The sequence below is a fragment of the Blastococcus sp. SYSU D00813 genome, assembly GCF_054050735.1.
This window is the reverse complement of sequence record NZ_JBJGZX010000011.1, coordinates 1-22,592: the sequence shown is the minus strand read 5'-3', so window position 1 is coordinate 22,592 and position 22,592 is coordinate 1. Positions and strand designations below refer to the sequence as shown.

At 75.9% G+C, this 22,592-nt stretch carries 25 protein-coding genes; 13 read left to right on the top strand and 12 right to left on the bottom strand.

From position 1 onward, the window contains the following. The first annotated feature begins 27 nt into the window (after positions 1-27). Entirely contained in the window at positions 28-1,182 is a 1,155-nt protein-coding gene (locus tag ACI8AX_RS09875) for an acyl-CoA dehydrogenase family protein (RefSeq protein WP_456549628.1), read from the top strand. Beyond that, on the top strand, positions 1,175-1,858 hold the full coding sequence (locus ACI8AX_RS09870; RefSeq protein WP_456549627.1) for a PaaI family thioesterase: 684 nt from the start codon (positions 1,175-1,177) through the stop codon (positions 1,856-1,858). The genes ACI8AX_RS09875 and ACI8AX_RS09870 overlap by 8 nt, the downstream gene beginning before the upstream one ends. Positions 1,859-1,867: 9 nt before the next feature. Here the strand turns inward: ACI8AX_RS09870 and ACI8AX_RS09865 are convergent, their stop codons facing one another. Continuing rightward, the gene (locus tag ACI8AX_RS09865; RefSeq protein ID WP_456549626.1) at positions 1,868-2,521 is read right to left on the bottom strand and encodes a TetR/AcrR family transcriptional regulator; all 654 of its coding nucleotides are present in this window, start codon (positions 2,519-2,521) and stop codon (positions 1,868-1,870) included. A gap of 99 nt (positions 2,522-2,620) precedes the next feature. Between ACI8AX_RS09865 and ACI8AX_RS09860 the strand changes: the two genes are divergently transcribed. The 4 genes from ACI8AX_RS09860 to ACI8AX_RS09845 are packed head-to-tail and all read left to right on the top strand — an operon-like array spanning position 2,621 to position 6,583. Then, positions 2,621-4,018, top strand: a complete 1,398-nt coding sequence (locus tag ACI8AX_RS09860; RefSeq protein WP_456549625.1) for an acyl-CoA dehydrogenase family protein — start codon at positions 2,621-2,623, stop codon at positions 4,016-4,018. Next, entirely contained in the window at positions 4,015-5,052 is a 1,038-nt protein-coding gene (locus ACI8AX_RS09855; protein WP_456549624.1) for a phosphotransferase family protein, read from the top strand. Before ACI8AX_RS09860 ends, ACI8AX_RS09855 begins: the two co-directional genes overlap by 4 nt. Before the next feature lie 5 nt (positions 5,053-5,057). Further along, positions 5,058-5,825, top strand: a complete 768-nt coding sequence (locus tag ACI8AX_RS09850) for an SDR family NAD(P)-dependent oxidoreductase (protein ID WP_456549623.1) — start codon at positions 5,058-5,060, stop codon at positions 5,823-5,825. A gap of 14 nt (positions 5,826-5,839) precedes the next feature. Further along, entirely contained in the window at positions 5,840-6,583 is a 744-nt protein-coding gene (locus ACI8AX_RS09845) for an SDR family NAD(P)-dependent oxidoreductase (protein ID WP_456549622.1), read from the top strand. A gap of 5 nt (positions 6,584-6,588) precedes the next feature. Here the strand turns inward: ACI8AX_RS09845 and ACI8AX_RS09840 are convergent, their stop codons facing one another. From ACI8AX_RS09840 to ACI8AX_RS09815, 6 genes are read right to left on the bottom strand one after another with little or no spacing between them, the layout of a single operon-like run. Beyond that, positions 6,589-7,701 (bottom strand): NAD-dependent epimerase/dehydratase family protein, encoded by a 1,113-nt coding sequence (locus tag ACI8AX_RS09840; RefSeq protein WP_456549621.1) that lies wholly within the window; start codon positions 7,699-7,701, stop codon positions 6,589-6,591. 9 nt (positions 7,702-7,710) lie between these two features. Next, positions 7,711-7,938 carry a DNA-binding protein gene (locus ACI8AX_RS09835; protein WP_456549620.1) on the bottom strand — a complete coding sequence of 76 codons (228 nt, stop codon included), beginning with the start codon at positions 7,936-7,938 and terminating at the stop codon, positions 7,711-7,713. A gap of 10 nt (positions 7,939-7,948) precedes the next feature. Continuing rightward, positions 7,949-9,256 (bottom strand): MFS transporter, encoded by a 1,308-nt coding sequence (locus ACI8AX_RS09830; protein ID WP_456549619.1) that lies wholly within the window; start codon positions 9,254-9,256, stop codon positions 7,949-7,951. Further along, the gene (locus ACI8AX_RS09825; protein ID WP_456549618.1) at positions 9,253-9,846 is read right to left on the bottom strand and encodes a helix-turn-helix domain-containing protein; all 594 of its coding nucleotides are present in this window, start codon (positions 9,844-9,846) and stop codon (positions 9,253-9,255) included. The genes ACI8AX_RS09830 and ACI8AX_RS09825 overlap by 4 nt, the downstream gene beginning before the upstream one ends. 49 nt (positions 9,847-9,895) lie before the next feature. Next, positions 9,896-11,245 carry an MFS transporter gene (locus ACI8AX_RS09820; protein ID WP_456549617.1) on the bottom strand — a complete coding sequence of 450 codons (1,350 nt, stop codon included), beginning with the start codon at positions 11,243-11,245 and terminating at the stop codon, positions 9,896-9,898. A 42-nt stretch (positions 11,246-11,287) separates the two neighbouring features. Continuing rightward, on the bottom strand, positions 11,288-11,500 hold the full coding sequence (locus ACI8AX_RS09815; RefSeq protein ID WP_456549616.1) for a hypothetical protein: 213 nt from the start codon (positions 11,498-11,500) through the stop codon (positions 11,288-11,290). A 185-nt stretch (positions 11,501-11,685) separates the two neighbouring features. Here ACI8AX_RS09815 and ACI8AX_RS09810 point away from each other — a divergent pair, with 185 nt between their 5' ends. Beyond that, positions 11,686-12,210, top strand: a complete 525-nt coding sequence (locus tag ACI8AX_RS09810; protein WP_456549615.1) for a dimethylamine monooxygenase subunit DmmA family protein — start codon at positions 11,686-11,688, stop codon at positions 12,208-12,210. A 50-nt stretch (positions 12,211-12,260) separates the two neighbouring features. Here ACI8AX_RS09810 and ACI8AX_RS09805 read toward each other — a convergent pair whose 3' ends face one another. Continuing rightward, entirely contained in the window at positions 12,261-12,911 is a 651-nt protein-coding gene (locus tag ACI8AX_RS09805; protein WP_456549614.1) for a pyridoxamine 5'-phosphate oxidase family protein, read from the bottom strand. A 69-nt stretch (positions 12,912-12,980) separates the two neighbouring features. Then, entirely contained in the window at positions 12,981-13,814 is an 834-nt protein-coding gene (locus ACI8AX_RS09800; RefSeq protein ID WP_456549613.1) for an alpha/beta fold hydrolase, read from the bottom strand. 152 nt (positions 13,815-13,966) lie between these two features. Between ACI8AX_RS09800 and idi the strand changes: the two genes are divergently transcribed. The 4 genes from idi (at position 13,967) to ACI8AX_RS09780 (ending at position 16,592) form a co-directional block, all read left to right on the top strand. Then, positions 13,967-14,500, top strand: a complete 534-nt coding sequence (gene idi / locus ACI8AX_RS09795; RefSeq protein ID WP_456549612.1) for an isopentenyl-diphosphate Delta-isomerase — start codon at positions 13,967-13,969, stop codon at positions 14,498-14,500. A 178-nt stretch (positions 14,501-14,678) separates the two neighbouring features. Beyond that, positions 14,679-15,464, top strand: a complete 786-nt coding sequence (locus tag ACI8AX_RS09790; RefSeq protein ID WP_456549611.1) for a polysaccharide deacetylase family protein — start codon at positions 14,679-14,681, stop codon at positions 15,462-15,464. An 88-nt stretch (positions 15,465-15,552) separates the two neighbouring features. Continuing rightward, positions 15,553-16,332 (top strand): SDR family NAD(P)-dependent oxidoreductase, encoded by a 780-nt coding sequence (locus ACI8AX_RS09785; protein WP_456549610.1) that lies wholly within the window; start codon positions 15,553-15,555, stop codon positions 16,330-16,332. A gap of 11 nt (positions 16,333-16,343) precedes the next feature. After that, positions 16,344-16,592 (top strand): hypothetical protein, encoded by a 249-nt coding sequence (locus ACI8AX_RS09780; protein WP_456549609.1) that lies wholly within the window; start codon positions 16,344-16,346, stop codon positions 16,590-16,592. A gap of 27 nt (positions 16,593-16,619) precedes the next feature. On the opposite strand, the gene ACI8AX_RS09775 is transcribed toward ACI8AX_RS09780, so the two are convergent. The 3 genes from ACI8AX_RS09775 to ACI8AX_RS09765 form a co-directional block, all read right to left on the bottom strand. Further along, positions 16,620-18,950: a SpoIIE family protein phosphatase gene (locus ACI8AX_RS09775; protein WP_456549764.1), complete on the bottom strand. Its 2,331-nt coding sequence runs from the start codon at positions 18,948-18,950 to the stop codon at positions 16,620-16,622. Continuing rightward, a complete protein-coding gene (locus tag ACI8AX_RS09770) occupies positions 18,947-19,558 on the bottom strand; it encodes a biliverdin-producing heme oxygenase (RefSeq protein ID WP_456549763.1) in 612 nt (203 codons plus the stop codon). The genes ACI8AX_RS09775 and ACI8AX_RS09770 overlap by 4 nt, the downstream gene beginning before the upstream one ends. Before the next feature lie 165 nt (positions 19,559-19,723). Next, entirely contained in the window at positions 19,724-19,864 is a 141-nt protein-coding gene (locus tag ACI8AX_RS09765) for a hypothetical protein (RefSeq protein WP_456549765.1), read from the bottom strand. A 108-nt stretch (positions 19,865-19,972) separates the two neighbouring features. Here ACI8AX_RS09765 and ACI8AX_RS09760 point away from each other — a divergent pair, with 108 nt between their 5' ends. Continuing rightward, positions 19,973-20,905: a proline dehydrogenase family protein gene (locus tag ACI8AX_RS09760; RefSeq protein WP_456549608.1), complete on the top strand. Its 933-nt coding sequence runs from the start codon at positions 19,973-19,975 to the stop codon at positions 20,903-20,905. A gap of 26 nt (positions 20,906-20,931) precedes the next feature. Further along, positions 20,932-22,557, top strand: a complete 1,626-nt coding sequence (gene pruA, locus ACI8AX_RS09755) for an L-glutamate gamma-semialdehyde dehydrogenase (protein ID WP_456549607.1) — start codon at positions 20,932-20,934, stop codon at positions 22,555-22,557. Positions 22,558-22,592 lie beyond the last annotated feature (35 nt).

The window sequence follows — 22,592 nt, the reverse complement described above, 5'->3', positions numbered from 1 at the left end:
GCCACACAGGCGCGTCAAGATGGCCGGGTGGACGCCGAGGACTTCAGCCAGATCCGGGACGCGGTTCGCCAGCTGGTGCGGGAGGTGGTCGTCCCCCGCGAGGAGGAGATCGACCGCCACGACCGCATCCCCGAGGAGCTCCGCGGCGCCATCGCCGACATGGGCCTGTTCGGGTACGCGCTGCCCGAGGAGTACGGCGGCCTCGGGGTGAACATGAAGGAGGACGTCGAGCTCGCCTTCGAGTTCGGCTACACGACCCCGGCGTTCCGCTCCCTGTTCGGCACCAACAACGGCATCGCCGGGCAGGTCATCGCGCGGTTCGGCAGCGACGACCAGAAGGAGCGCTACCTGCCGCGGCTGGCCGCCGGCGAGCTGATCGGCTCCTTCGCCCTCACCGAGGCCGAGGCCGGTTCCGACCCGGCCGGCCTGCGCACCACCGCCCGCCGGGACGGCGACGACTGGGTCGTCAACGGCAGCAAGCGCTACATCACCAACGCGCCGATCGCCGACCTGTTCGTCGTCTTCGCCCGCAGCAACCCCGAGGAGCGCGGCGGCCGGGGCATCTCCAGCTTCGTCGTCGACGCGAAGGCGCCCGGGGTCTCGCTGGGCGCCAAGGACGAGAAGATGGGCCAGTCCGGCGCGTGGACGTCGGAGGTCTTCTTCGACGACGTCCGGGTGCCGGCCGACGCGCTGGTCGGTGAGGAGGGCCGCGGCTACTCCAAGGCGCTGACCGTGCTCTCCCGGGGCCGGCTGCACATCGCCGCCATGTGCGTCGGCATGGCCCAGCGGGTGCTCGACGAGTCGGTGGCCTACGCCGCCACCGCCAAGCAGGGCGGCGCGCCGATCGGCCGGTTCCAGCTCGTGCAGGCGCTGATCGCCGACATGCACACCGAGCTCGTCGCCGGCCGCGCGCTGGTCCGCGACGTCGCCGCCCGCTACGACACCGGCGAGGACACCTCGATCGGCCCCAGCTCGGCCAAGCTCTTCTGCTCCGAGATGGTCGGCCGCGCCACCGACCGCGCCGTCCAGGTGCACGGCGGCATGGGCTACCTGCGCAGCACGCCGGTCGAGCGCTTCTACCGGGACGCCCGGCTCTACCGGCTGTACGAGGGCACCAGCGAGGTGCAGCGGGTGATCATCGGCGGGGGGCTGCTGCGCGAGGCCGGCATGGCGCGTGGCTGAGCTGCCGCCGCTGACGCCGGCCGAGCGCGCCGTCCGGCGGGACGCGGTCGCCGAGCTGGGCGAGGCGCTGCGCGAGCTCGCCGATGCCGCCGTCCGGACGGAGGTGCCCGAGGCGGAGCTCGCGGCGGCAGCCGAGGAGGCCCGGCGGCTGGCCGGGCGCCTGCGCGGCGCGCAGCGGGACCTCTACGAGATCGCCCGGGTCGACGACCCGGAGACCGGCGAGCGCTGGTACAGCCCGGTCTACGGGCCGGGCAGCCCGGTCGCGCCGCCGCTGGTGGCCACCGACACCGCGGAGGGGACGGCGGTCGGACGGGTGACGCTGCGGAAGCCGCACGAGGGCCCGCCCGGTCTGGCGCACGGCGGCGTCGTCGCCACGCTCCTGGACCACGTGCTGGCGCGCTCGGTCCGGGCCGCCGGCCGGGGCGGCATGACCGCCACCCTCACGGTGCGCTACCGGCGGCCGGTCCGGCTCGGGGTCCCGCTCGTGCTCACCGCCGGCGTCGAGCAGGCCGACGGCCGGCGCACCACGGCGCGGGGGCGGCTGGTCGCCGAGGCGGAGCCCGACACCGTCCTGGCCGAGGCCGAGGGGCTGTTCGTCTCGCTGCGCGCGGAGTCCGCGGCGGCGGTGTTCGGCCCGACCGGCCGCTCCATCGGGGCCTGGACCGCGCGGGGCTGAGGTCGCCGGTCAGCCCGGGTCGGCGGCCGTCCCGGCGGCGGCCCTGAGGCAGAACGCCACGATCTGGTCGCGCTCGTCGTCGGCCGGTTCCGTGCCGGCCCAGACGTGGTCGGACAGCGCCCCGAGGACGGCGTGCGCGACCAGCCGCGCCGTCGTGGCCGGCGCTCCGCTCCCCAGCTCGGTGAACGGCTCCACCAGCAGGCCGGCCAGCACCTCGCTGGCGAAGTGCCGCCCGTAGGGGGCGTCGCTGCCGGCGGTCGGGGCGTTCCACATGACCGCGCGGGTGGTCGCCGCGACCTCGCCGCGGGCCTGGGTGAGCACGCCCTCGGCCCAGCGGCGCACCTGCCCCTCCGCCGTCGGCTCCTTGGCCATCTGGTGCACCAGGTAGCTGCGCAGCTGCGCCGCGCCGTCCTCCAGCAGCGCGCCGACCAGGGCGCCCTTCGACGGGAAGTAGCGGTAGAACGCGTCGTTCGACAGGCCGGCCGCCGCCACGATGTCGGAGACCCGCGGGCTGGCCGAGGTGCCGCACCGCACCATCACCTCGAGCCCGGCCCGCATCAGCCGGCGGACCTCCTCCTCGTAGGTCAGCCCCCGCTGGGACAGCGCCCGCTGGACGACGCGCTCCAGCACGTCGTCGGTCCCGCCGTGTCCGTCGTCCGCCATGCGCCCCAGTCTCGCAGAATGATGTTCTTGACAGCAAGAACGGCGTGCGGGAACGTCCGAACGGCAGTCGTCACCGAGGACGAGAGGGGCCTTCCGCCCATGTGGGACTTCGAGACCGAGCCCGGGTACCAGGAGAAGCTGGACTGGGCGGCGCGGTTCGTCCGGGAGGAGGTCGAGCCGCTCGACCTGGCCTTCCCGATGGGGATGTTCAACCCGCTGACCGGGCGCGCGAAGGAGGTCGTCGAGCCGCTCAAGGAGCAGGTTCGCGCCCAGGGGCTGTGGGCAACGCACCTGACTCCGGAACTGGGCGGGCAGGGTTTCGGGCAGCTGAAGCTGGCGCTGCTCGACGAGATCCTCGGCCGCTCGTCGTGGGCGCCGATCGTGTTCGGCACGCAGGCGCCCGACACCGGCAACGCCGAGATCCTGGCGCATTACGGCACTGAGGAGCAGAAGCAGCGCTACCTGCAGCCGCTGCTGAACGGCGAGATCTTCTCCTGCTACGCGATGACCGAGCCCGAGGGCGGCTCCGACCCCAAGCAGTTCACGACCCACGCGCGGCGGGACGGCGACGGCTGGGTGCTCGACGGCGCGAAGTACTACGCGTCCAACGCGAAGACGGCGACCTTCTTCATCGTCATGGCGAAGACCGACCTCGACGCCGACCCGTACGAGAGCATGACGATGTTCCTGGTGCCGGCCGACACCCCCGGCATCCGCATCGCCCGCAACGTCGCGCTGGCCTTCGACACCGAGGACGAGGCACTGCACGCCGACCTGCGGTTCACCGACGTGCGGCTGCCGGCCGACGCCGTCCTCGGCGGCGAGGGCCAGGCCTTCGCCATCGCGCAGACCCGCCTCGGCGGCGGCCGCATCCACCACGCGATGCGCACCATCGGCCAGGCCCAGCGGGCGCTGGACATGCTGTGCGAGCGGGCGATCAGCCGGCGCACCCAGGGCACCCTGCTGGCCGACAAGCAGTTCGTGCAGGGCTACATCGCCGACTCCTGGGCGCAGCTGGAGATGTTCCGGCTGCTGGTGCTCCAGACGGCCTGGAAGATCGACAGGTACAAGGACTACCGGAAGGTGCGCAAGGACATCGCCGCCTGCAAGGCCGTGATGCCGCGGATCTACCACGACATCACCCAGCGGGCGCTGCACCTGCACGGGGCGCTGGGCGTCAGCGCCGACATGCCGCTGGCCCGGATGATGTTCGGCGCCGAGGTCATGGCCGTGGTCGACGGGCCGACCGAGGTGCACCAGGTCACCGTCGCCCGCCAGGTGCTGCGCGGCTACACCCCGGTGACCGACGGCGTGCCCAGCGAGTTCGTCCCGAAGAGGACCGCCGCGGCGCTGGCCAAGTACGGGATGACCGCTCCCGAGCCGCAGCCGGCCGAGCCGTTCCCCGGCACCGTCGGGTACGCCGCCGGCGTCGGGCCCGACGGCGTCACGCCCGAGGCGGTGCAGCCCGACGCCGAGCTCGTGGCGGCGCGGCCGTGACCGCGACGGCGCGGGAGAGCGGCCTGGACGTCGGCCGGCTCACCGCCTGGCTGGACGCGCAGGAGCTGGGCGGCGCGGGGCCGGTGGAGATCCGGTTCCTCTCCGGCGGCGCGCAGAACGAGATCTTCGAGGTCCGCCGCGGCGACCTCCACGCGGCGCTGCGGATGCCGCCGGCCTCGGCCCCGGCCTCCCGCGACGAGGGGATCCTCCGCGAGTGGCGGATCATCGAGGCGCTGGACGGCACCGCGGTCCCGCACACGCCGGCCGTCGCGCTGTGCGACGACGCGTCCGTGCTGGGCCGGCCGTTCTACCTGATGGGCTTCGTCGACGGCTGGTCCCCGATGCAGCTGACCGACAAGCGGTGGCCGGCACCGTTCGACTCCGACGGGGAGGCCCGCCGCGGGCTGGCCCTCGAGCTGGTCGGCGGCATCGTGTCCATGTCCCGGCTGGACTGGCGCGCGGCCGGGCTGGAGGGCCTGGGCCGGCCCGACGGCTTCCACGAACGCCAGGTCGACCGGTGGACGACGTTCTTCTCCCGGATCGACGGCGCCCGGCAGCTGCCCGGCTACGGCGAGACGGCGGCCTGGCTGCGGGCGCACAAGCCGCTGGACTTCGTCCCCGGGCTGATGCACGGCGACTACCAGTTCGCCAACGTGATGTTCCGGGACGGCGCCCCCGCCCGGCTCGCCGCGATCATCGACTGGGAGATGGGGACGATCGGCGACCCCAAGCTCGACCTCGCGCTGGTCGCCGGCGGGTGGCCGGAGGACCCCGACGCCGGCGGCGGCTACGTCGACACCCGCGGCATGCCCACCCGCGACCAGCTGCTGGAGCACTTCGCGCGCGAGGCAGGCCGGCAGGTCGACGACATGGACTACTACTACGTCCTGATCAAGTTCAAGCACGCCATCGTGCTCGAGCAGGGCTTCCAGCGGGCCACCCCCGGCTCGCCGCGGGAGCACTTCGGCCCGATCGCCCTGTCGATGATGGCCGACGCCGCCGAGCTCGCCGCGACCAGCGACTACCGCGGCTGACCGGCGTGGGCCACGCCGACGAGCTGTTCGACCTCACCGGCCGGGTCGCGCTGGTCACCGGCGGCAGCCGGGGGCTGGGCCGGGAGATGGTGCGGGGGCTGGCCCGGTGCGGCGCCGACGTCGTCGTCGCCAGCCGTGACCTGGCCGCCTGCGAGGCGGTGGCGGAGGAGGTCGAGGCGACCACCGGCCGGTCCGCCCTGCCGTACGCGGTGCACGCCGGCCGGTGGGACCAGATCCCGGGGCTGGTCGACGCCGCCTACGAGCGGTTCGGCCGGGTCGACGTCCTGGTGAACAACGCCGGGACGTCGCCGGTGTACGACTCGCTGACCGACGTCACCGAGAAGCTGTTCGACGTCGTGCTGAACCTCAACCTCAAGGGGCCGTTCCGGCTGACGGCGCTGGTGGGGGAGCGGATGGTCGCCGCCGGGCGCGGGTCGGTCGTCAACGTGAGCTCCACCGGGTCGATCCGCCCGAACCCCGCCATCGCGCCCTACGCGGCGGCCAAGGCGGGGCTCAACTCGCTCACCGAGTCCTTCGCGCAGGCGCTCGGGCCGACGGTGCGGGTCAACACGCTGATGGCCGGGCCGCACGCCACCGACGCGCACCCCGAGTGGGCGGCGCACACCGGCACCGGCGACGGCATCTTCCCGAGCCACGCGCTCCAGCGGGCCGGGCGGCCGGCCGAGGTCGTCGGCGCGCTGCTGTACCTGGCGTCGGACGCCTCCAGCTACACGACCGGCGCGACCCTGCGGGTCGACGGCGGGATCCCCTGACAGGAGCGGCACGGATGGAACGGCTCGAGGGACGGACGGCGGTCGTCACGGGCGCGGCGAGCGGCATCGGCCTGGCGGTCAGCGCGGCACTCGCCGCCGAGGGGGCGCGGGTGGTCATGGCCGACCTGGACGCCGACGGCGCGCGCGAGCAGGCCGAACGGCTCGCCGCCGGTGGGGCGCAGGTGCACGCCACCGGCGTCGACGTCACGGACCCGGACGACGTCGAGCGGGTGGCCGCCGAGGCGGTCGAGCGGTTCGGCGGCCTGCACGTCGCGGTCAACAACGCCGGCATCGTCAATCGCGGCCGGTCGTGGGAGCTGCCCCTCGCGGAGTGGCACCGCGTGCTGGACGTGGACCTGTGGGGCGCCGTCCACGGGGTGCGGGCCTTCGTGCCGCCGATCCTGGCCACCGGCGAGGAGGGGCACGTGGTGTTCACCGGCTCGATGGCGACCGTGGCGCCGCTCGCGGAGCTGGGCCCCTACTCGGTTGCCAAGCACGGGCTGCTGGGGCTGGCCGACGTCCTGCGCGCCGAGCTGGAGGGGATCGGCGCGCCGGTGGGTGTGAGCCTGGTGATGCCCGGCGCCATCCGGACCGGCATGAACCCCTACGGCACGGTCACCGCCGAGCAGGTGGCGGCCAACGTGGTCGACGGCATCCGGCGCCGCCGCGCGTACGTCTTCACCGACGACCACTCGACCCAGGAGGTGGCCGCCCGGCTGGGCGCGATCGTCGCGGCACGGGCCGACGTCGTCGGCTGACCCCCTCAGCTGCCGCCGGGCACGTTGGCCGGGTCCCCGGACGGGTCCCGCGACGGGCCACCGGCCGGCCGCAGCAGCGGGCCGGGCGCACCCTCACCGCGGCCCAGGGCCTCGACGAACCGGCGCAGCACGTCGTCGCCGGCGTGCTCGGGGGTCCAGCCCAGCTGGGTGCGGGCGCGGGTGGTGTCCAGCGCCGGCGCGCCCAGGCCCAGGTCCAGCCACCCGGGCTCGGTGGGCACCAGGTGGGCGGCGTGCGCGGCGGTCAGCCCGGCCCGCAGCACGAACGCGGGCACCGGGATCCGCCGGGTCCCCAGCGCCCGGGCGAGCCCGTCGGCGTCCAGCGTCGGCTCGGCGGCCAGGTTGAACGGCCCCGGCGCCCGGCGGTCGAGCATGCGGACGACGGCGTCGGCGACGTCGTCGGCGTGCACGAACCCGACCCGCAGCGCGGGCAGCGGCAGCGGCAGGGCCTGCGCGACGGACCCGGGCAGCGCCCGCGCCGCGGCGTAGACCAGCGGCCCGAGGAAGTAGCGGCCGATCTCGCTGGCGGCCTCGGGCTGGAGCACCAGCGTCGGGCGGACGACGGTCAGCGTCGTCTCCGGCCGGTGGCCGAGCACCTGGCGGACGACGCGCTCGGCCGAGCTCTTGTCCCGGCTGTACTGGGAGCTGGGGATGCCGGTGACCGGCCAGTCCTCCCGCACCTGCTGGTCCCGGGCGCCGGCGGCGTAGGCGCCGAGCGAGGACATGTGGACGAAGTGGGTCACGCCGGTCCGGGCGGCCGCGCGCGCGACCCGGTAGGTGCCGTCGACGTTGACCGCGTGCAGCCGCTCGGGGTGCCGGCCCGGCTGCAGCGCCCAGGCCAGGTGCACGACGGCGTCCACGCCATCGAGCGCCCGCTGGACGTCGTCCTCGCTCGACTGCTCGCCCAGGTCGACCAGGTGCCAGTCGACCCCGGTGTAGGGCGCGGTCTCGGGCGGGCGGCGGCGGGCGAGCCCCCGCACCTCGGCGATGCCGTGCGCGGGGTCGGTCAGCCGACGCAGCAGCGCCGTCCCGACGTTGCCGCTGGCGCCGGTGACGGCGACCCTGAGGCCCTGCAGGTGTCCGGGGGAGAGGTCGGCCATGGGCTGCCGCTACCCGGGAGGACCGGCGCCCACCCCTCCGCCGAGCGTGAGCCCGCGCTCGGCCAGGGCCTCCCGGAGCAGCCGGATCGCCTTCGGGCCGACGCCGTGCAGCGCCGCCAGCTCCCGCTCCGGCACCCCGGCGAGCTGGTCGAGCCGGGAGTAGCCGGCGTGCAGCAGCGCGCCGGTCGCCGGCCGGCCGATGCCGCGCGGGAGGTCGTGCTCGGGCGTCTCTGGCATGCCGGCCACGCTATGCCCGGCCGGCGGGCACCGGCGCCTCCCCGGCCCCGTCCCGGTCCGGGGCGGCGGTCTCGGGGCGGGGCAGTCGCAGCGACAGCGCCGCGATCGCGACCAGCGGCACGGCGGTCAGCGCGAGGCACCACGGCAGGCCGAGGAGCTCGCCCAGCCGCGGCATGACCAGGCTGCCGGCGATGCCGCCGACCATGAGCGCGACCGACATCGCCGAGACCGTGGTCGACCGCGACCCGGCGCCGACGCGGGTGTGCAGCAGCCGCTGCCGCAGCGGCCAGGCCGCGGCGTTGGCCAGGTAGAACGCGGCGCAGGCGGCCCCGGCGACGGCGACGTGCCTCCCCGTGCCGACCCCGACCACCGCGGCCGCGCAGGCCAGCGCCAGGACCGTGCTCGCCGCTGCCACCGACCCGCGCGCCAGCCGGCCGGCGGCCGGGGCGAGCGTGGCTCCGGCCGCCGCCGCGGCGAACGACACCGCCATGACCGTCCCGAAGACCGCCGTGCCCGCCGCGGGGTCGCCCGCGAGCGCGCCGAAGTGCAGCGGCCCCACCGACTCCAGCGTGGCGAGGACGACCCCGGTGAACAGCGTGATGCCGGCCAGCCGCCGCAGGGTGCCGTCGCGGAGGGTGCCGGCCACGGTGTCCCGGACGAGGACGGGCACGCCGGCCACGCCCGGGCGCACCCTCGGCCCGGCCGATCCGGACGGGCGGGGGAGCGGGACGACGAGCAGCAGGACCGCGGTGAGGTGGACCGCGACCAGGCCCGCGGCGAGGACGAACGGCACCGCCAGCGCGTCGCCGTCGCCGCCCCACCGCTGGGCCGCCGCCGGGGTCAGCCCACCGAGGACGGCGCCGGCCATCAGCCCCACGGCGTTGGCCGCCGAGCCCCGCGCCAGCCCCGGGGTCGGGTCGGCCGCCCGGTCGGCGCGCGCCACCGTGTCGACGAACCAGGACTCCAGCGGGCCGGAGTCCAGCGCCCGGCCGGCGCCCACGAGGCCGGTGGCCAGCGCGAAGCCGGCCAGCGAGCCGGCCGCGGCGAACACCAGGAGACCGGCGCCCTGCAGCACCGCCGAGGCGACGAGCACGGGCCGGGTGCCCAGGGCGTCGGCCAGCCCGCCGGTCGGCAGCTCGAGCACGAGCGCCACGGCGGACCCGACGGCGAACACCACGCCGACGTCGGCGGGGGGCAGTCCGCGGGCGGTGGCGAGCAGTGCCATGCCGGGGAGGGCGATGCCGGTGGGCAGCCAGCGCAGGGTGGTCAGCAGGACGTAGCGCCGGGTCGCCGCCGCGGGGGAGAGGGCGGCGGTCACAGGGGGTACTCCCGCAGCGGGAAGACGTCGAGCAGGACGTGCACCACCGGCTGCCCGGGCTGCTCCTCCTCCGCCCGCCAGCGCGCGAGGACGCCGTTGAGCTCCTCGGCCAGCGCCCGGGCACGGTCGGGGGAGAGCCGCAGCGCCCAGTCGTTGAGCGAGACGGTGCTCCGCTCCTCCTCGTCGAGGTCGTCGTGCTGCCCGGCGAGCGCGGCCAGCACGCGGGCCTGCTGGCGCAGCAGGTGCTGGGTGAACTCGCCGACGACCTCGGCGCCGCCGTCGGTCTCCAGTAGCCGCTCGGAGGCCCAGCGGGTGCTCCGGTGCACCGGCCGCCACCAGCGCTCCCGCCCGTCGTCGCCCGCGACCTCCTCGACCAGGCCGAACCCGGCCAGCTGGCGCAGGTGGTAGCTGGTCGCTCCGCTGCTCTCGCCGAGCCGCCGGCCGAGCCGGGTCGCCGTGGACGGGCCCTCGAGCCGCAGCAGCGACAGCAGCCCGGCCCGCAGCGGGTGGGCCAGCGCCCGCAGGACCCGCGGGTCGGAGACGTCGACGGCCGGCTGGGGCGCGGGTGGGTCGGGGCGGTCGTCGGTCACGTGCCGACCGTAGGACCGCAAAGAGGACTTTGCAAAGATCTCTCTGCGATCAGGTCGCGGCGTCCTCCAGGGTGCGGCCGCGCTGCTCGGGCAGCCGGAGCGACGCGGCCGCGGCGAGCAGGAAGAACGCCGCGAACACGCCGAAGACCAGCCCCTCGCCGCCGGCGTCCAGCAGCGGCGGGACGCTCAGCGGCGCGAGGATCGAGGCGATCCGGCCGAACCCGGCCGCGGCGCCGGCGCCGGTCCCGCGCAGCGCGGTCGGGTAGACCTCCGGGGTCACCGCGTAGACGGCACCCCAGGCGCCGAGGTTGAAGAACGACAGCGTCATGCCGAAGACCAGGACGGTGGCCGTGCTGTCGGCGACGGCGAACAGGCCCGCGCCCAGTGCCGAGCCGGCGAGGAACACCGCCAGCGTCGGCCGCCGTCCCCACGTCTCCACCAGCACGGCGGAGACCGCGTAGCCCGGCAGCTGGGCGAGGGTGATCAGCAGCGTGTAGCCGAAGGACTGCACCAGGGAGAGCCCCGAGGCGACCAGCAGCGTGGGCAGCCAGATGAAGGCGCCGTAGTAAGCGAAGTTGATGCCGAACCACACGGTCCACAGCGCCGCGGTCCGCGTGCGGTGGGCGGCGTCCCACAGCCGCCCGCGCTCGGCCGGTGCGACCGGCTGCCCCTCGGCGCGCTCGGGTGCCGGCGGCGGGGAGGCCACCCCGGCGGCCCGCTCGAACCGCTGGACGGCGGCCTCGGCCTCCGCTGTCCGCCCGCGCAGCTCCAGGAACCGCACCGACTCCGGCAGCCCCCGCCGGACGACGACGGCGTAGACCGCCGGCGCCGCGCCCAGCAGCAGCGCCCACCGCCAGCCGTCGGCGCTGCGCGGGACGACGAAGTAGCCGATCAGCGCGGCGAGCAGCCAGCCGACGGCCCAGAACGCCTCGAGCGCGACCACGATCCGCCCGCGCAGCCGGGCCGGCGCGAACTCGCTGACCAGCGTCGAGGCCACGGGCAGCTCGGCGCCCAGGCCCAGCCCGATGAGGAAGCGGAACACCAGCAGCGCCCCGACCGACCACGAGAGCGCGGCCGCGCCGGTGGCCAGCCCGAACACCAGCAGGGTCAGGGCGAACACCTGCCGGCGGCCGAAGCGGTCGGCCAGCAGGCCGCCGAGCGTGGCGCCCAGCGCCATCCCGACGAAGCCGATGGAGCCGATCCACGACAACTCCGTGGAGCTCAGCGACCACTCCTCGCGGAGGGCGGCCATCACGAAGGAGATGAGCCCGACGTCCATGGCGTCCAGGGCCCAGCCGATCCCCGAGCCGCCGACCAGCCGGCCGTGCTCGCGGGTGAACGGGAGCCGGTCGAGACGCTGCGACCGGGTCGGCGTCGTGGTCGGCGCGTGCGTGGTCACGGGGGCCCGCCTACCCGGGCGGGCGCCCCGTCACGCGGTGGGTCAGCCGTCCCCGTCGTCGTCCGGGCCGTCGGTGGCGTCCTCGACGCCCTCCTCGACCTCCTGCTCGGCGTCGTCGACGCCCTCCTCGATGTTCTGCTCGACGTCGTCGTCGACCACGTCCTCACCGCAGGCGGCGACGGAGAAGGCGGAGGCGGCGATGAAGAGGCCGGCCGCGGCGGTGCGCCAGCGGCGGGCGGGACTGGTCGTGGACACGGGGACTCCCGGGGGCTCTCGGCGACGAGGTCCGTCCTGGGATGCCCGGGGAGGGTGGCGCTCATGCCCGGCCGCTGCGGCGGGTGCTCGGGCGGTGGACAGGAAGTAACGATCCGGTAACCTCCGACGGGGTCCTTGGTCCCTACCGTGGGTCCTCCCGCCGTCCGCGTCCCCCCGGAGTCTCCATGTCGCAGAGCGAGCCGCCGGCCTCCTCCACCACCGTGGCGCCTCCGGTCGTCGACCCCTCCGCCCACGCCGTCGGGATGCTCGCCTTCGGCGCCGCCGGCATGCGGGTGGTCCGCCGCTGGGTGCAGCAGGCGCCGCCGAGCACGCCGGTCACCTGGGCCGCGGCCCAGCGCGCCGACGCCGTGAGCCTCGCCGAGCTCGAGCGCATGGTGCGGGGGGCGCCCGCCGGCTGGGGGTTGATGCTGGCCGGCCCGGCGGACGACGTCCGCGCCGCCCGCGACGCCGCGCTCCGGCTGGGGATGACCGACGCCGAGATCCGCGTGGCGCTCACCGGAACCGACCTCCGGCGCGTGTGGTGCCCGCACTGCACCGCCACCACCGAGACCGACGTCCTGCCCGGCGACACGCTGCACTGCGGAGGGTGCACCGTGCCGCTGCGGGTGCCGGCGTCGTCCTCCCGCGTGGGAGGCGCCCACGTGGGCGTCGCCGCGGAGCCCGGCGCCCCCACGCACCACGTCGCCTGACCGCGGGGGAGGTCCGTGGGCGTCGCGCCCACCGGCCTCCTCCGCGCGGGTCAGCGGCGCCAGTCGCGCACGTGCGCGGGCAACTCGATCCCGGCGGTGAGGTCGGGCGCCGGCTGCGGCGTCCCGGGCACGGTGCGCAGAGGCAGCACGCCGGCCCAGTGCGGCAGGTCCAGGTCCTCGTCGTCGTCGGACGGCGGGCCGGTGCGGACCTTCACCGACACCTCCTCCAGCGGCAGCACCAGCACGGTGGTCGCCGCCAGCTCCCGCTTGTCCGGCCCCCGGCTGCCGGCGCTGCGACCCGGCACGACCGCGTCGACGAGCGCCTCCAGCGCGGCGGACTTCTCCGTCGCGTCGGTGACCACGGTCGCGGTGCCGTGCGCGACCACCGAGCGGTAGTTGACCGAGTGGTGGAACGCCGAGCGGGCCAGCACCAGCCCGTCGACGAGGGTGACCGTCACGCAGACGTCCAGCCCGGCGGAGGCGGCCCCGCGCAGCGCCCGCGCCCCGGTCGAGCCGTGCAGGTACAGCCGGTCCCCGACGCGGGCGTGCAGCTGCGGCAGGACGACGGGCCGGCCGTCGACGACGAACCCGACGTGGCAGACCACCGCCTCGTCCAGGACGGCGTGCACGGTGGCGCGGTCGTAGCCGATGCGCTCGCGGAGTCGGGTGGGCGTCGTGAGGGGAGTCGCGGGGAAGGTCACGCGCTCCATCTTGCGGAGTCGGTCGAGCGCCTTTTCCCGGTGACGGAGCCCGCGCTCGGGCGGCTCCGCTCAGCGCTCCGTGCGGATGTGCGCGACGACGAGCTCGGCGGTGCGCTCGGCGGCGAGCTCGGGGATCCAGTGCGTCACGCCCTCGAGCACCTCGAGCCGGTAGGGGCCGGTGACGTGCTGCCGGGTCGCCTCGGTGGCGGCGCGGCCGAGGAAGGCGTCCTCCGTGCTCCACACGTGCAGCGTCGGCACGCCCACCCGGCCGACGGCGTCCCGGACGCCGAAGGGCAGCGCGCGGTACCAGTTGAGCGCCGCGGTCAGCGCCCCCGGCTCGCGCATCCGCTGCACGTAGTGGTCGACCGCCTGCTCGGGCAGCCCGCCGCGCTGGAGCATCCGGCGCAGGGCCGCGCCGCCGCCGGCGAGGACCAGCCGCTCGGGGACCACGGGCAGCTGGAACAGCGCCATGTAGTACGACCGCAGCCCCTGGTCGCTGGTCACCAGCGCCTTCGCCATCGCGGCGGGATGGGGCACCGACAGCGCGGTCAGGGTCCGCACCCGCTCGGGGTACCAGGCCCCCAGCGCCCAGCCGACGATCCCGCCCCAGTCGTGGCCGACGACGTGCGCCGCCTCCAGCCCGGCCGCGTCGAGCAGGGCCAGCACGTCCTGCGCGGTCTCCCGCAGGCGGTAGGCGGCCCGGCCGGTCGGGCGGGCGCCGGGGGAGTAGCCGCGCTGGTCGGGGGCGAGCGTGCGCAGCCCGGCCCCGTGCAGCACCGGCGCCATCCGGTCGTAGGCGGTGCGGTCCTGCGGGAACCCGTGCAGCAGGACCACCGGCTCGCCGTCGGCCGGTCCGGCGTCCCGGACGTCGAACTCCATGCCCTCGCGGCGGAAGCTGTCCATGCCCGAACACTGCCCGACCCCGGCGGTCCCGGCACGCCGGGGTCGTGGCCGGTGACGGGCCCGGGGTTCCCCGGCGGACGCGCCCGGTCCGGCTCCGCGCGGCTCAGGTGGCTCTGGCCGCGGCGTCGTCCCGGAGGGAGGACACTGTGGTCGTGAGCGAGGAGCTGATCGTGCTGGTCGACGACGACGGGACGGCGATCGGCACCCTGCCCAAGCCGCTGGTGCACCACGGGGAGACGCCGCTGCACCGGGCGTTCTCCGCCTACCTCTTCTCCGACGACGGCCGGCTGCTGGTGACCCGCCGGGCCGACGGGAAGCAGACCTTCCCCGGCATGTGGACCAACACCGTGTGCGGCCACCCCGGTCCCGGCGAGGACGACGCCGCCGCGATCGCCCGCCGTGCCGCGTTCGAGCTCGGGCTCGGTGTGGCCGACCTGCGCCCCGCCCTGCCCGGGTACCGGTACCGCGCCGAGTTCCGCGGCGTCGTGGAGAACGAGGTCTGCCCGGTCTACCTCGGCCGCTTCGCCGGCGACCCGGCGCCCGACCCGAGCGAGGTCGGCGCCTGGGAGCTGCTGGACTGGACGGCGTTCCGCGCCCGGCAGGAGAGCGAGGGCGACGCCTGGTCGCCGTGGTGCCGTGAGCAGGCGCGGCTGATCGAGGCCGCGGGTCTGGCCCCCGCCGCCTGACCGAGCCTGACCGCAGACTTTCGCGCGCGAAGCGCTCCCGACCCGAGGGGACTTTCGCGCGCGAAGTGCTCCCTGCCGGCGGGGGCGTGACCGGGAGCTGACGGCCCGTGGCGGGCACGCGGGCGCCGGGGTGTCGCTGGCCGGGACGCGCGCGGCGCCCCTCCTAGCGTCCCGCCGCGTGGAGCGCCGCCGATTCGTCCTGTTGCTGGCCGCCGGTGTGCTCGGTGCCGCGGTCGGCCGAGGTACCGCCGGGCTGGTCGAGGAGCCGCGCGAGGTCGTGGCCCGCGGCCGGCTGGTGGCGCCGGCCGCAGCCACGCCCACCCAGCCGCCGGGGACGCTGCCGCCGCCGCTCGGCGTCGTCGACCGGCTGCCCGGGGAGGGCACGCGGATCGCGCTCACCATCGACGACGGGACCAACTCGGCGGTGGTGGGCGCCTTCACGGAGCTGGCCGCCGAGACCGGGCTGCGGCTGACCTTCTTCCCCAACGGCTGCTACCGCTCCTGGACCGACAACGCCCGCGCGCTGGCCCCGCTGGTCGAGTCCGGCCAGGTGGCCATGGGCAACCACACCTGGTCCCACCCGGACCTGCGCACCCTCGACGACGCGGCGGTCGCCGAGGAGATCACCCGCAACCGCCGGTTCCTGGCCGACACCTTCGGCGCGGGCGGGACGCCGTTCTTCCGGCCGCCCTACGGCAGCCGCGACGCGCGCGTCGACCGGATCGCCGCCGACTGCGGCCACCCCACCGTCGCCATGTGGGAGGGCACCCTCGAGGACCACCGCGTCCTGACCGCCGGCGAGCTGATGGCCGCGGCCCGGCGGTGGTTCGCCGCCGAGTCGATCGTCATCGGCCACGCCAACCACGCCACGGTCACCACCGTGTTCGACCAGCTCACGGCGCTGCTGGCGGAGCGCGCGCTGGAGAGCGTCACGCTCGCCGACGTGTGGGCGCACCCCGCCTGAGCCCCCGACCTGCGCGCCGGTCCGCGATCGGCGAGGCTGGCGGAGCGCCGTGATCTCCCCGGCGCGCACAGGAGAGACGGAGGCGTGGATGGCCGGCAGTGGGTCGTTGGACGGGCGGGTCGCGCTCGTCACCGGAGGTGCCAGCGGACTGGGGCGGGCCACCTGCCTCGCGCTGGCCGAGGCCGGTGCGCACGTGGCCATCGCCGACATCGACGCCGCGGGCAGCGAGCGGACGGCGGAGCTGGTCGGCGAGGCGGGCGGCAAGGCCGACGTCGTCGCCCTGGACGTCACCGACGACGCCAGCCGCAAGGCGGTGGTCGCGCAGCTGTTCGAGCAGCACGGCGACGCCTTCGACGTCCTCGCCAACGTCGCCGGCATCGACCGGCCGGGGTACGTCACCGACATCGACCTGGCCGACTACCAGCGCGTGCAGGCGGTCAACTGCGAGGGCCCGGTCTTCCTCACCAGCGAGTTCATGAAGCGGGTGCAGCACCTGCCCGAGGGCCGCACGGCCGACGTCGTGCACGTGGTCAGCCTGTCGGCCATCACCTCCGGCAGCGGCGCGATCGCCTACAACGGCTCGAAGGCCGGCTTCCTCAACGCCACCCGGTGCATCCAGCGCGAGCTGCGGGAGAAGGCGACCCGGGCCGACGACGGCACCGAGCGGCCGTTCCCGTGCCGCGTGCAGGCGGTCATCCCGGCGGCCATGGACACGCCGATGATGGAGCAGTGGGGCATCCCGTCCCACCTGATGATGCCGCCGGCCGCCGTCGCGGAGATGGTGCGCTACCTGGTCACCCTGCACCCCTCGGCGTTCGTGCCGGAGATGCAGATCGTGCCCCGGCTCGAGCCGAACTTCCCGCGCTGAGGAGGCCCGTGATGACCGAGCCGGACCTCCCCGACTCCGGCATGGCCAGCGGCACCGACGCCGGCCAGCCCGGCGAGCACCTCGGCGCCGGCGACCTGCGCCCCGACGAGGAACGGCTGCTGGCCGAGCTGCAGCGGGACGTCGATCCCCACCGTCCGTCCCCCGACGCCGAGCTGCGCGCGGCCGAGGACGAGGCCCCGCTGCCCGCCGACGGCGGTCCGCAGGACGACGGCCTGGACGCGGAGTTCCGCGCCGGGTAGCCGCCCGGGTCCGGGAGGCCGCCGGGCTCAGGCCCGGCGGCCCCCGGCGTCCAGCCGGACGGCGACCAGCGCGACGTCGTCCTCGGCCCCGTCGGGGACCAGCCGGGCGAGGACGTCGTCGCAGACCTCCTCGACCGGGGCGCCGCGCAGTTCCCCGAGCGCCGCGACCAGCTGCTCGACCCCGGTGTCGAACAGCTGGTCGCGGCGCTCGACCAGGCCGTCGGTGTAGAGCAGCAGCGTGGAGCCGTCCTCGAGCACGACCTCGGTGTCGGTCCGCGGTGCGCCGGGGAGGACGCCGAGCAGCAGCCCGGGCCGGCCGCCGTCGAGCAGCCGTCCGGCCCCGTCGGGACCGACCACCACCGGCGGCAGGTGCCCCGCGCTGGACCAGGTGACCGCGACCCGACCGTCGGGGGACGGGGTCAGCCGGGCCACGAGCACGGTGGCCATCGCGCCCAGCCCGAGCCCCTCGATGGCGGCGTCGAGCCGGCCGAGCACGGCGGCCGGGCCGTCGCCGTTGTCGTAGGCGATGCCCCGGAGCAGGCCGCGCAGCTGCGCCATGTCGGCGGCGGCCGCGGTGTCGTGGCCGATGACGTCGCCGATCACCAGCACCGCGGAGCCGTCGGGCTGGGTGAACACGTCGTACCAGTCGCCGCCCACCTGGGCCTCGCGCGTGGCGGGCACGTAGCGGACCGCGACCTGCAGGTCGGGCCGCCGCGGCGGGGCGGTCAGGTGGCTGCGCTGCAGGATCTCGGCGGCGCGCACGATGCTGCGCTGCCGCGCGTAGAGCGCCTCCAGCAGGTGGGTGCGCAGCTCGGTGGCCTCGGTGACCTGCTGCGGCGTCCAGGCCTCGGACCGGTCGCGGACGGTCTCCCGCCACCGCTCGAACGACCTGCGCGGGCTCAGCCGGACCCCGTCGCCCTCGCGCTCGGCGATCGCCTTGTTGTGCGGGTCGCCGCCCCAGTCGATGTGCCGGACGGTCTCCGCGCGGTGCCACAGGAGGTACTGGCCCTCGGGCAGCGGGATGACGAGGACGCCGACCACGTCGTCCGGCACGTCGAGCTCCGGGGCGAGCCGGCGGAGGCCGTCGGTGGCGACGACGTCCTCCCCGCGCTCGGCGGCCCACGCGGCGATCCGGGCGGCGAGCCCGTCGGGCAGGCCCGCGCCGCGCGCGCCGGCGGTGCGCTGCAGGCACACGCTCACGCCGTCGGCGGGCAGCAGGTCCAGCAGGCTGGGGGAGCCGAGGAGGGTGTCGGTGAGCGCGCGGTCCTCGTCGAGCGTGGCGGCGGTGAGCCAGGCCAGCGTGGAGCGCACCTGCAGGGCCCGGTGCACCTCCTCCTCGGACTGGCGGTCCACCAGGCGCAGCGACAGGGTCGACCCGAGGAACTCCGCGGCCGCCCGGGTGGCGAAGGGCGGCGCGTGCGGGCCCGCGTAGTGGTGGCAGGCGATGAGGCCCCACAGCTGGTCGTCGCGCAGCAGCGAGATCGACATCGACGCCCGCACGCCCATGTTGTGCAGGTACTCGACGTGGACGGGGGAGACGCTGCGCAGCGTCGAGTAGGTGAGGTCCAGCGGTTCCCCGGTGGCGGGGTGGGCGACCGGCTCGATCGGCGACGGCGCGTAGTCGACGTCGGAGATCAGCCGGATCCAGTTCTTCTCGTACAGCGCCCGGGCCTGGGCCGGGATGTCCGACGCCGGGTAGTGCAGGCCCAGGAACGGGTTGAGCTCCGGCGCCTTGGCCTCGGCCACGACCTCGCCGTTGTAGTCGGCGTCGTAGCGGTAGACCATCACGCGGTCGAAGCCGGTCAGGGACCGGACGGCACGCGCGGTGATGTCGTACAGCTCCTGCAGCGACGAGGCGCGGTTGAGCTCGGCGACGGTGCCGCGCACGGCCTGGTAGGTGTTCGGGAACGAGAAGGGGCGCGGCCCGCGGGCGGGCTCCAGCTCGACGACGAGCGCGGTCGCCGCGGGGAGGTCGCCGCCGGGCACGTCCCCCGCGCCGCGCAGCAGGGCCCGGTGCAGGATCGCGTCGACCGGCACGGGCGCGCCGTCGACGTCGAGGGTCAGCTCGACCGGGTTGCGCTCGCGCAGGTCGCCGAAGGCGCTGGCCGACCGGGCGACGGCCTCGGCCGCCGGCACGCCGATCACCTCGCCCAGCGGCCGGCCCAGCGCGTCGTCCCAGGCGACGCCGACCAGGTCGGCGAGGTTGCGCGACGCCTGCCGGACCACCTGGCCCGGCTCGTCGACGGTCAGCAGCACGCCGCGCGGCTGGATGCTGCCGGGCACGTGGATCGGCTCGCGCTCGCAGTTGCTCAGGTCGATCGGCGTGCCGGGCGGGAGGAGCTCCACCTCCCCGTTCACGCGGGCACCCCGGCCGGCTCGCACCAGTCGGCCAGCACGGTGAACGTGGTCCGGGCCGCCCCGACGACGCGGCCGGGGTCCCCGCCGCCGGCCACGTGCGCACGGGTGGCCCGCCGGAAGGCGTGCCACATCGCGCCGGTGTCGTCCCCGTAGGGGCTGAAGGCGCGCAACCGGACCCCGCCGGACAGCTCCGGGAGCGTGGCGAGGTGCCGATCGATGAAGGTTCCGCCGAGCGTCGAGCCCTCGAGGACGTACATCCGGCCGAGGGCCTCGTCGGTGTCGGCGACGGGGGGCAGCTGCGGGGCGGCCGGGGAGCCGGCGGCCGGCGAGCCGAGGACGGCGAGGTCGGCGGCGAACAGGCCCGCGCGGCGGCGCCGGTCCCACTGCAGCTCCGCCGCGGCGGCGGGCTCGCGGGCGGCCCAGGCGTCCAGGCCGGCCTCGGCGGCGGTCCAGAACCCGTGCATGAGGTCGAGGACGGCGGCGAGGCGCCGTCGCGTCAGGGCCGGGTCCATCAGGCCGAGGGTCTCCTCGACCCGTTCGTGCTCCGCGGCCGTGGCTGACCGCAGCACCCTGAGGACGTCGGCGTCGCCCTCGGTGTCTCGAGGCAACGCCTCTCCTCCCAGTTGTCCTCCGAGGGTAGGTCACGCTCGGCCGGGGGGCGCGTCGGTGGGGCGCAACCGGTCGCACGGGGCAACCGGTCCAGGGGAGGACGGCGCGGCGCAGGGAGGCGTGCACGAGCGGGCTGGTGTCGCCGTCGGCCACGTCGAGGCCGGTCAGCGCGGCGATCCGGCCGAGGCGGTGGTACAGCGTCTGCCGGTGGAGGCCGGCAGGCCGGAGTCCGGGTCCTCCAGCGTGGCCGGCGCGCCGAGCACCGCGGCGACCCGGTCCACGAGCTCCTGCGGGTCGTCGCGCACTGGCCGAGTGCACGAGACCGGGCTGCGGTCCCCGCACGTCAGTCGCTGGCCCGGTCCCGGGCGCCGCCCTAGCGTCGACGGCGTCGGAAACGCCCGCCGGAGGTGCCCGTGCCCAGTACGAAGGCCGCCCTGCTCGCCGCCTCCCGCCGGCCGGCGCTGCGCCGGGCCCTCGTCGGCGTGCCCGCCACCCGCCGGGTGGTCGACCGCTTCGTGGCCGGGGAGACGCTGGACGACGCGCTGGCCGCCGTCCGGAGGCTCACCGGGTCGGGCATCGCCGTCACCCTCGACCACCTCGGCGAGGACGTGACGGACCGCGACCTCGCCCGCCGCTCCCGCGACGCCTACCTGGCCGCCCTCGACGGGCTGGCCCCGCTCGGTCTCGGCGCCCGGGCGGAGGTCTCGGTGAAGCTCTCGGCCTTCGGCCAGGCGCTGCCCGGCGGCGAGGACCTGGCGCTGGAGCTGGTCCCGCCGGTGGTCGAGGCGGCGACGGCGATCGGCACGACGGTCACGCTCGACATGGAGGAGTCGTCGACGGTCGACTCGACGCTGCGGGTGCTCACCGAGCTGCGCCGGGAGCACCCGGGCACCGGGGCGGTCCTGCAGGCGGCGTTGTTCCGCACCGAGGACGACGTCGCCGCCCTCGCCGTCCCCGGGTCGCGGGTGCGCCTGGTCAAGGGCGCCTACGACGAGCCCCCGTCGGTCGCGCACGTCGGGAAGGACGACGTCGACGCCGCCTACGCCCGCTGCCTCGGCGTCCTCATGCGCGGCGGCGGGTACCCGATGGTCGGCAGCCACGACCCGCGGATGGTGGCCCTCGCCCAGCGGCTCGCGGCGGAGTACGGGCGCGCCGCGGACTCGTGGGAGGTGCAGATGCTCTACGGCATCCGCTCCGCCGAGCAGGCCCGGCTGGCCGCCGCCGGCGTCCGGGTGCGCGCCTACGTCCCGTACGGCGCCGACTGGTACGGCTACCTCGTGCGCCGCCTGGCCGAGCGGCCGGCCAACCTCCGCTTCTTCCTGCGCTCCCTCGTCAGCACCTCCTGAGGAACCCCCCGAGAGAGAAGGCCCCCATGGACGGCACCACCCGCGTCCCCCCGCCGCGCAACGAGCCCGTGCTCGGCTACGCCCCCGGCTCGCCGGAGCGCGCGGCCCTCGAGCGGCGGCTGGCCGAGCTCGCCGCCGAGCCGCTCGAGCTGACCGGCACCATCGGCGGCGCCCAGCGCATGGCCGCCGGCGAGCGCTTCGACGTCGTCCAGCCACACCGGCACGCCGCCGTCCTCGGCACCTCGGCGCACGCCACGCACGCCGACGCCGCCGACGCCGTCCGCTGCGCGAAGGAGGCCGCGCCGGCCTGGCGGGACCTGTCGGCCGACGACCGCGCCGCCGTCTTCCTGAAGGCGGCCGACCTGCTCGCCGGGCCGTGGCGGCAGACGCTGAACGCCGCGACGATGCTCGGCCAGAGCAAGACCGCGCAGCAGGCGGAGATCGACAGCGCCTGCGAGCTGGTCGACTTCTGGCGCTACAACGTGCACTTCGCGCGCGAACTGCTCGCCGAGCAGCCGGAGTCGGCGCCGGGCACCTGGAACCGGATCGACCACCGGCCGCTGGAGGGGTTCGTCTACGCGGTCACGCCGTTCAACTTCACCGCGATCGCCGGGAACCTGCCCACCGCTCCGGCGCTGATGGGCAACACGGTGGTGTGGAAGCCGGCGCCCACGCAGCAGTTCGCCGCGCACTTCGTGATGCGGCTGCTGGAGGCCGCCGGGCTGCCGCCCGGCGTGATCAACATGGTGACCGGCGACGGGGTCGCCGTCTCCGAGGTCGTGCTGGCCGACCGCGACCTGGCCGGCATCCACTTCACCGGCTCGACCGCCGTCTTCCAGCACCTGTGGCGGACCGTGGGGGAGAACATCGCCGGCTACCGCGGCTACCCGCGGGTGGTGGGGGAGACCGGGGGCAAGGACTTCGTGGTCGCCCACCCCTCGGCCGACGTCGACGTGCTGCGCACCGCGCTGGTCCGCGGCGCGTTCGAGTACCAGGGGCAGAAGTGCTCGGCGGCCTCGCGCGCCTACGTGCCGCGGTCGGTCTGGGGGCACCTGCGCGACGACCTGGTCGCCACCACCGAGTCCCTGGCCGTGGGCGACGTCACCGACCTGGCCAACTTCATGGGCGCGGTGATCGACCGGCGCTCCTTCGACCGGCTGTCCGGCGTCCTGGACCGCGCCCGGTCCGACGACGCGCTGACCGTCGTCGCCGGCGGCACCTGCGACGACAGCGAGGGCTTCTTCGTCCGGCCGACGATCGTCGAGGGCAGCGACCCCGGGCACGACGTCTTCACCACCGAGTACTTCGGGCCGGTGCTCGCCGTCCACGTCTACGACGACGCCGAGTACGACACGGTGCTCGCCCAGATGGAGTCGGTCGCGCCCTACGCCCTGACCGGTGCGGTGATCGCGCAGGACCGGGCCGCGATCGCGCACGCCGAGCGGTTCCTGCGCTTCGCCGCCGGGAACTTCTACGTCAACGACAAGCCGACCGGCGCGGTCGTCGGCCAGCAGCCGTTCGGCGGCGGGCGGGCGTCGGGCACGAACGACAAAGCCGGCGCCGCGCAGAACCTGCTGCGCTGGACCAGCACGCGGGTGGTCAAGGAGACCTTCGTGCCGCCGACCGACCACCGCTACCCGCACATGGGGTGAGTGGAGTCGCTCGAGTGCGGGAACCGCACTCGAGC

Coding starts and splice junctions, on each gene's coding strand:
- ACI8AX_RS09845 (WP_456549622.1), top strand. CDS start 5,840: ATGGAACGGCTCGAGGGACGGACGGCGGTCGTCACGGGCGCGGCGAGC.
- pruA (WP_456549607.1), top strand. CDS start 20,932: ATGGACGGCACCACCCGCGTCCCCCCGCCGCGCAACGAGCCCGTGCTC.
- ACI8AX_RS09865 (WP_456549626.1), bottom strand. CDS start 2,521: ATGGCGGACGACGGACACGGCGGGACCGACGACGTGCTGGAGCGCGTC.
- ACI8AX_RS09780 (WP_456549609.1), top strand. CDS start 16,344: ATGACCGAGCCGGACCTCCCCGACTCCGGCATGGCCAGCGGCACCGAC.
- ACI8AX_RS09835 (WP_456549620.1), bottom strand. CDS start 7,938: ATGCCAGAGACGCCCGAGCACGACCTCCCGCGCGGCATCGGCCGGCCG.
- ACI8AX_RS09840 (WP_456549621.1), bottom strand. CDS start 7,701: ATGGCCGACCTCTCCCCCGGACACCTGCAGGGCCTCAGGGTCGCCGTC.
- ACI8AX_RS09785 (WP_456549610.1), top strand. CDS start 15,553: ATGGCCGGCAGTGGGTCGTTGGACGGGCGGGTCGCGCTCGTCACCGGA.
- ACI8AX_RS09800 (WP_456549613.1), bottom strand. CDS start 13,814: ATGGACAGCTTCCGCCGCGAGGGCATGGAGTTCGACGTCCGGGACGCC.
- ACI8AX_RS09860 (WP_456549625.1), top strand. CDS start 2,621: ATGTGGGACTTCGAGACCGAGCCCGGGTACCAGGAGAAGCTGGACTGG.
- ACI8AX_RS09810 (WP_456549615.1), top strand. CDS start 11,686: ATGTCGCAGAGCGAGCCGCCGGCCTCCTCCACCACCGTGGCGCCTCCG.